At 44.6% G+C, this 8,257-nt stretch carries 4 protein-coding genes and 1 pseudogene; 2 read left to right on the top strand and 3 right to left on the bottom strand.

What is annotated here, in order from left to right:
- Positions 1 to 341: 341 nt before the first annotated feature.
- Entirely contained in the window at positions 342 to 1,427 is a 1,086-nt protein-coding gene (locus PMI05_RS27435) for an HD-GYP domain-containing protein (protein ID WP_193375288.1), read from the bottom strand.
- Between the two features lie 166 nt (positions 1,428 to 1,593).
- Entirely contained in the window at positions 1,594 to 4,137 is a 2,544-nt protein-coding gene (gene gyrA / locus PMI05_RS27430) for a DNA gyrase subunit A (protein WP_007729009.1), read from the bottom strand.
- A 561-nt stretch (positions 4,138 to 4,698) separates the two neighbouring features.
- Between gyrA and PMI05_RS27425 the strand changes: the two genes are divergently transcribed.
- On the top strand, positions 4,699 to 5,424 hold the full coding sequence (locus tag PMI05_RS27425) for a response regulator transcription factor (protein ID WP_007729000.1): 726 nt from the start codon (positions 4,699 to 4,701) through the stop codon (positions 5,422 to 5,424).
- Positions 5,421 to 6,785, top strand: coding sequence for a HAMP domain-containing sensor histidine kinase (locus tag PMI05_RS27420; RefSeq protein ID WP_007728998.1), 1,365 nt, complete (start codon positions 5,421 to 5,423; stop codon positions 6,783 to 6,785). The genes PMI05_RS27425 and PMI05_RS27420 overlap by 4 nt, the downstream gene beginning before the upstream one ends.
- Before the next feature lie 57 nt (positions 6,786 to 6,842).
- Here the strand turns inward: PMI05_RS27420 and PMI05_RS27415 are convergent.
- A pseudogene (locus PMI05_RS27415) lies at positions 6,843 to 8,118 on the bottom strand (MFS transporter).
- Positions 8,119 to 8,257 lie beyond the last annotated feature (139 nt).

Raw genomic sequence — 8,257 nt, 5'->3', positions numbered from 1 at the left:
ATTTAATGATAGACTCATTAACGCTTTCGCTGTTCAGTTTTCAAAGAGCATTTTGTTCGACTCTCTCGAGGCGACTTATCTATCTTATCATGCCGTCTAGGCTTTTGCAAGATGTTTTTTTAGAAAATCTTGTTCCGCTTAGCAGCGACAATTCAATACTTTATCAAACAATACTCAAGAAGTAAAGAGTTTATGTAACTTTTCTTCTTGAAGTGTTGCTTCAACCGAAGCGACAAGAAGTATCTTATCACGTATTTTTAAACTGCACAAGAGGTTTTTATAATAAAATTGAATTTCTTTAAATCATATTAAAAGAGAGGCGAATCACTCGCCTCTCTTTCTTACTGTTCCATTACTCTCACAATAGATAAATGACGAGCTTCGACTAAGTTTACGATTTTTCCACCTGTTTCAACCATTGGTCTCGTTGGGTGATTACGATCTGTAAATACGATCTTCCCAATAGTTCCATCACTTAATTCAACTAGCGTTCCTACAGCGAATTGAGTGATCCCCTCCACAAATGTCCGGACAATGGTAGGATCAAGTTTCCCGAAGCTATCCTGCACTAATTGCTCCACGACTTGATAAGGAGACAATGCCTTTTGGTGCACACGATCCGAACTCATCGCGTGATACACATCAGCCACAGCGACAATTTTACTGTATAAATGCAGTTTAGAACCAGGTAAACCTAGCGGATAGCCTGAACCATCTTCTCGCTCATGATGTTGCAAAGCCGCTAATGCTACGCCTTCACTTAAACCGTGGGATGACTTAATAATTTGGTAGCCATAAACGGTATGCTTCTTTATCTCTTCGAATTCGTCTGGCGTAAGCTTCCCTGGTTTTTGCAAAATCCGCCGATCAATTTTCGTTTTTCCGATATCGAGCAATGTACCCGCCAATGCGACCTGCATCCATTCCTTTTCTGGCACCTTGACCCATTTAGCAATCATATAAGAAATCATCCCAACCGCTATGGCATGCTCGTAAGCGTAGCTATCCATCCTTGCAAAGCGCCGAAGGGAGAGAAGAACTTGTGGTTGCTGCTGAAACTCCGTAATGACCGGCATAACAACTTCCCTAACTTCCATAACTGGTATGTTATTGCCGCCTTGTACGCGGGTCATCAAATTTTTCAGTGTAGACACTGCTTTATCAAATGACTCCTGAAACACAGGTTTAGCTTGGGTAAACTTATCAGAAGCTTCTGGCGTATCTACCTTAGTGGGTTCACCTTGGTCAGTCCAAGTCCCTCCTGAATCCTCTACTTGTACCTGTTTGATCATGAACGCTTCTAAAAATTGAACTTCTCTTTCATAGAGAGGGGTTCCTTTTGCAAAAAGAATGCCTCCCAATGCTGTAAATACGTCTTCAGCCACTTTCGCTCCAAGAGTCAGTTGTTTCACTTCCACATTGGGCAACCTGCTCACCACCCGATCCAACTTGTTAATGATATAGTATCCATTTCCCAATTTTACTTCAAACCCAAACCATTTGCAGGAAAAAAGCGCTGGTTGGGATAAACTTTCTGCACTTACACGAAAAAACGCCCCACATTATGCGGGACGCTTTTGTCGTGATTTTCTTTTATTCATCTGTCGGTTCGGTAGGATCGGTTGCTTCGACAGGCTCAGTTGCTTCGACAGTCTCTCCGTCTTGCAGATCTTCGATTCCCTCTTCCGCATCTTCATCCGCCATATCCTCTTCCTCAGTCGGAGGACACTTGGCGACTGATCCCACCTGCTCGTTTTCAGACAAACGGATCAGTTTCACACCTTGCGTATAACGCCCCATCACAGAAATACCTTTCATTTCTGTGCGAATGATGATACCGGAAGTGGTAATAATCATCAGATCTTCTTCAGGCTCAACGACTTTCAGACCAACGACCGGACCGCTTCGATCGGTTACATTGTGTGTCTTAATTCCTTTACCGCCACGAGATTGAATACGGTATTCATCTACAGGCGTCCGTTTTCCGTAACCATTCGCCGTTACAATGAGCACTTCTGCATTTGGTTTGATAACGTCCATATCGATAACATCATCATCGTCGTCAAGGGTAATCCCCTTCACACCGGTAGCGTTACGTCCCATGGTGCGTACGTCTCCCTCATTGAAACGAACGGACATGCCTTTGTGAGTACCCATGATGATTTGTTGTTGGCCATCCGTTAGACGAACACCAATCAACTCGTCATCTTCGCGCAGGTTGACCGCAATCAGTCCGCCTTTGCGAATATTTCCGTAAGACTCCAGCGTGGTTTTCTTAATAATCCCCTTCTTGGTCGCGAAGAACAGGAAATGCTCCTGATCAAACTCCTTCACAGGGATTACCGCACTTACCCGCTCCCCTTTTTCAATCTGAATGAGATTGATGATTGGGGTACCTTTCGCTGTCCGGCTCAGATCAGGAATCTCGAATCCTTTTAAGCGATAAACCTTCCCTTTGCTCGTGAAGAACATGATGTAATCATGCGAGTTGGTAATGTACAGATGCTCGACAAAATCGTCATCCTTGGTTCCCAACCCCTGCACGCCACGTCCACCACGTTTTTGCGAACGGTAGGTGGAAACAGGCAGACGCTTAATATAACCATCATGCGTCAGGGTGATTACGACATCTTCCTCTGGGATCAAATCAGCATCTTCGATATGATTCTCATCGAAAGTAATTTCCGTGCGTCTTGCATCGCCAAACTTCTCTTTGATCTCACCCAGCTCATCGCGGATGATCGCGTAGATTTTGCCTTCGTCTGCAAGAATAGCACGCAGTTCTGCGATTTTTACCATGAGCTCTTGGTATTCGTTCTCGATTTTTTCTCGTTCCAAACCAGTCAGGCGTTGCAGACGCATATCGAGAATCGCCTGTGCCTGCTCGTAGGACAACGAATAATTCTCCATGAGTCCTGTGCGAGCTTCTTCCGTGGTTTGGGAGGAACGAATCAAACTGATAATCTCGTCAATATGATCCAATGCAATGCGCAAGCCTTCCAAGATATGCGCACGAGCTTCTGCTTGCTTGAGATCGTACTCGGTCCTTCTGCGGATAATGACGCGTTGGTGCTCCAAATAGTAATAGAGCATGTCACGCAGATTCAATACACGCGGACGACTGTCAACGAGCGCCAGCATATTCACACCGAATGTAGACTGCATTTGGGTATGCTTAAACAGATTGTTCAACACAACCTTTGGAATGACGTCACGGCGCAATTCCATGACGATACGCATTCCTTTGCGGTCAGACTCATCACGAAGGTCGGTAATCCCTTCGATTTTTTTCTCGCGCACTAGCTCCGCGATTTTTTCCACGAGTCTAGCCTTGTTCACCTGAAAAGGAATCTCTGTTACGATGATGCGCGGTTTTCCTTTCCCATCCTCTTCAATCTGGGTTTTGGCGCGCATAATAATGGAACCACGGCCTGTTTCATAGGCACGACGAATACCACTGTAACCGAGAATCTCCCCCGCTGTAGGGAAGTCAGGTCCCTTGATGATTTTCATCAAATCTTGAATCGTAATATCAGGATTGTCGATCATGGCAATGACGCCATCAACGACTTCCGTCAAGTTATGCGGTGGAATATTAGTAGCCATACCTACAGCAATCCCTGATGCCCCGTTCAAAAGCAGGTTCGGGAAACGAGAAGGCAATACAACCGGCTCTTCTTTGCGTCCGTCGTAGTTAGGAATGAAATCGACCGTTTCTTTATCAATATCGCGCAAAAGCTCCAGCGCGAGCTTGGAAAAACGCGACTCCGTATAACGCATCGCCGCTGCCGGGTCGCCGTCTACAGAACCGAAGTTCCCTTGCCCTTCAACCAGCATGTAGCGCATGTTAAAATCTTGGGCCATACGTACCATCGCTTCATAGATAGAAGAGTCACCATGCGGATGGTAGTTCGCCATTACTTCCCCGACAACGTTTGCCGATTTACGGAACGGCTTGTCAGGAGTAAGGCCCATATCGTGCATGGCATACAAAATACGCCTGTGTACAGGCTTCAAACCATCGCGAACGTCAGGCAAAGCCCGACTGACGATAACGCTCATCGCATAGCTAATGAACGATTCTCTCATTTCGTGGCTAATATCGACTTTTGGAAACCGAGCAGTTTCTTCTGCCATAAAGGGTAAACCTCCAACTGGTTATCACAATACTTCATTATACCATATAGAGAGAGGACACGTCCAAAAAATCCAGTTGAATCAATCCATTTCCTCAAGATTTCCCACCGATTTTGGTCGTACACTCACGAATTTTGTATTATCCCTAAATTTTCCACCTTTGTTTCACGCTGGATCATCACACAAAACAAAAAAGGCCCCTACATTCTGGCGCCTAGAATTTCATGTTTTTTTACATGTATTTATGATCATCTTTACAGCTTCACGACCATTTCCAATTCAGAGGAGCGAATCATTATCTTCGTATCGATTAACAATCCGAACGTAATCGCGATCATCTGTAGTAGTTTTCTCATGGTGTATCCCTCCGTTTATTGAATGTACTTTGATTTTACAGGGAATGAACACGTAGTCCTATCGATTTGGGTTTCAATTTCCTTACACTCTTGTAAGAAATGCAGGAAAGTATGGGAAAAGTGTGGTAATTGCCTTCAACAACTGATTAAGTCCGTTTGAAGATGTACAATAAAGTGAGAATCTAAAGGTTGTCGGAGGAATCCTATGAAGACCTTTCACATTGCTATCGTAGACGATGACATCAATATTCGTCAGATTGTCGAAGCCTATCTGCAAAAGGAAGGCTATGTTACAACTGCAGTTGAATCAGCCGAAGAGGCTATTACTTTAGAACAAGAGAATCCCCCCGATCTATGGGTATTGGACATCATGTTGCCAGGTATGAATGGCTATGAGTTTTGTCGACGTATTCGTGCTGGTTCAGAGACGCCTATCATCATGGTTTCTGCGCGCGACGAAGAAGTAGACAAGATTCTTGGGCTAGAGCTAGGAAGCGATGATTATCTCACCAAACCTTTTAGTCCTCGTGAATTAGTGGCACGCGTAAATCGGGCACTCCAACGTTGGAAACAGATGAAATCCCATGCGGAAGAATCCCCTTTCATTGCGAAAGACAGGAACCCAGAAGAGGCTGCAAACAGTGCTCTTGTATTAGATAAGGAAAAACGTCTGGTATTTTCTTTCGGGGAGGAAGTAGAGGTGACCTCGAAAGAGTTTCAGGTGCTCAGCCTTTTATCGGAGCATCCGAATCGGGCTTTTTCCCGTGATGAGCTGCTCTCACTTATATGGGGATATGATTATTTTGGAAGTGATCGAGTGGTTGATGATCTCATTCGTCGTATCCGAAAAAAGCTGGACAAGATCTCTCTCGAAACCGTCTGGGGCTTTGGGTATCGCCTGCGAACTTTGGAAGGAACGAAGGATGAATGAGTATCCAATTTCGTATTACGTTGATGTTCGCCCTTCTTCTCTGTCTTGTCATGGGGGTATCAGCTGTCCTGATCAATTCGTTTTTGCTGGATAATTTAATCGAGCAGCAAAAGAATGAATTAAACCTAAAAGGGCGATTCTGGATTGAGAAAATGAACGAATCGAATGCAAAGATTGAAACCGAGGGAGTCGCAGAACTCGAAAAGCTTCTCGTCTCCAATCGCAAGATAGAAGTTTTACTCTTAGGTAAAAAGAAAAAAGTACTCTACACGTCCCTGCCTTCTTCCAATTTAAATGAGTGGATGGATGCCCTTGAGCGTAAAGCCGAGAAAAGGCAGAATCGAAACATATGGATGGTCGGTAGCGATGATTACGTGGTCGTTAACTTGGCTTTTAAAAACGACGAAAAGCAACGACTGATTCTGGCCTCTCCTGTACGCGGACTAAAAGACATTCGTATGGAGATGACGAATAACATATTGCTCATCGTTTTGATTGGAGCCGTATCTACCATTTTACTCAGCTTTTTTATTACCCGTAGCATGGTGAAGCCACTCCATAAATTGACGAGAGAAATTAAAAAGGTTCAATCGCGGCGTTTTTCCGAAGTCCAACTCATTCCTGCTCGCGGTGAAATTGCTGAAGTCTCGAATAGTGTTTACTCCATGGCACAAGAGCTCGATCGTTTTCATGAAATCCAGCGGCAATTTTTACAGAATGCTTCCCACGAGCTAAAAACCCCTCTCATGTCCATTCAAGGATATGCCGAGGGAATTCGCGATGGCGTTTTTGTTGATGCTGCTGCTGAAAAAGGCTTTGATGTCATCGTAGAGGAAACCAATCGATTGAAGCATATTGTGACTGAAATTATATTGTTAGCCAAGCTTGAAGGCGAAGAGAATTTGTTTGATCCCTCATGGCATTCCGCTACTGACCTGGTGACTCGGGCCATTGAGCGTTTACACCCTTTGCAGCTCCAACACAATGTAACAATTTCAGTACATCCGACTAAATCCAATGACGTAGTGTACGTCGATGAGGGAAAGTTTCTTCAAGCCTTGTTGAATATCATTGGAAATGCTTTGCGCCATGCCAAGGTTCAGATCGCGATCGAAATCAAACCAGGCAAACGCCAACTCCAAATAGAAGTACAAGATGATGGTGAGGGCATCCCGGAAGAGCTTCTCCCTCATTTATTTCATCGGTTTGTGAAAGGAAAAAATGGTGATGTCGGACTGGGGCTAGCTATTTCTCGAGCAATTATCGAACGTTCGCACGGCCGTCTCCAAGCAGAAAATGGTCCACTCCACGGTGCTGTTTTCCGCATCATCCTTCCCTTGTATCCACAGCCTGAAAACTAACACCCGAGTGATCTAGTGTCCACTCGGGTGTTTTTCTTTCAATCGATATCTTTACCGCTACATGTTCCCGGAAATTTTCACCGTGAGCGCGTTCCTTCCAATACGCATAACCATGACTGAAGCGATCAAGCAAAATATTCCCGCAATGATAAACATGAGAAAGTAACTATTCAACATGGTATAAATAACTCCTCCACCATAAGCTGCCACAGCAGCACCTAATTGATGTGCGGCCAATATCCACCCAAACTCAATTCCTGATTGCTGTTTTCCAAAAATATCAGTTGTTAACTTAAGCGTTGGAGGAACAGTAGCTACCCAATCTAGGCCATAGAAGACAATGAATAAGCCCAAGGTAAACGTAGAAGAGGATAGCGCTGCAGGAAGCAGCATTAACGAAAATCCCCGTAAACCGTAATACCAAAACAAGAGCCAACGATTGTTAAAGCGATCAGATAGCCATCCCGACAATGTTGTTCCGATAATGTCAAAGATACCTATGAGAGCGAGTAAACTTGCAGCCGTTACAGCTGGAATGCCGTACTCCATACAAGCAGCTATAAAATGAGTACCGATTAATCCATTTGTAGAGAGACCGCAAATAAAAAAGCTGCCAGCCAACAACCAGAAATCAAAAGAACGAGATCCTCTTACTAAACCATCAACAGCTGCACGAAAAGGGTTTTGCTTGATGTCTTCTATTTCTTGATCAACTTCTGTCGCGCCAAATGCCTGAAGTCCCTTATCACTTGGTCGATCACGCATCAAGACAGCCACAATTGGAACTAAGATCAGCGCTGCTGTTGCAATCACCCACGATGCCGTACGCCAGCCATCTGATTCAGCCAAGCTTGCGAGAAGAGGAAGAAATACCAGCTGTCCTGTTGCACCACTCGCTGTTAATATACCCATAACCAATCCTCGTTGCTTCACAAACCACCGATTTGCGATCATCGCTCCCAATACGGAAGCCGTGCATCCTGAACCCAGTCCAACAACGACTCCCCCAAAGTACAGTCAGTTGCCAGGAGGCCTGCATCCAAGTAGTGAGGAAGGAACCCAATGCTAACAGGATAAGGGCAATAATCGTGATACGCCTTATTCCGAATCGATACATGACTGCTGCTACAAACGGACCTACCAATCCGTAAAGCAATAGATTAATGGACAGCGCTATTGAGATAGAAGAGCGACTCCAGCCAAATTCTTGTTCAACAGGAACCATAAATACACCAGGAGCAGAGCGAATTCCAGCGCCAATCAAAAGAATGAAAAAGGTGACACTCGCAATGATCCAGGCGTAGTGGAGCCGACCCGAAGAAGCTCGTTTCATAATGACATGACTCCTTTTTCGAAATAATACGTCGGAAATTTCAGTCTTCAAATAGTGCAAAAAAACCATCCGAGCTGGATGGCTTCTTTTATTCCCTGAAAACTGGATCTGCATGATCAGTTGCTAAATGTGTGGATAA

Source organism: Brevibacillus sp. BC25, from assembly GCF_000282075.1.
GTDB lineage: Bacteria > Bacillota > Bacilli > Brevibacillales > Brevibacillaceae > Brevibacillus.
Note: the sequence above shows the minus strand (reverse complement) of the source record. Positions and strands in the feature narration are given on the sequence as shown.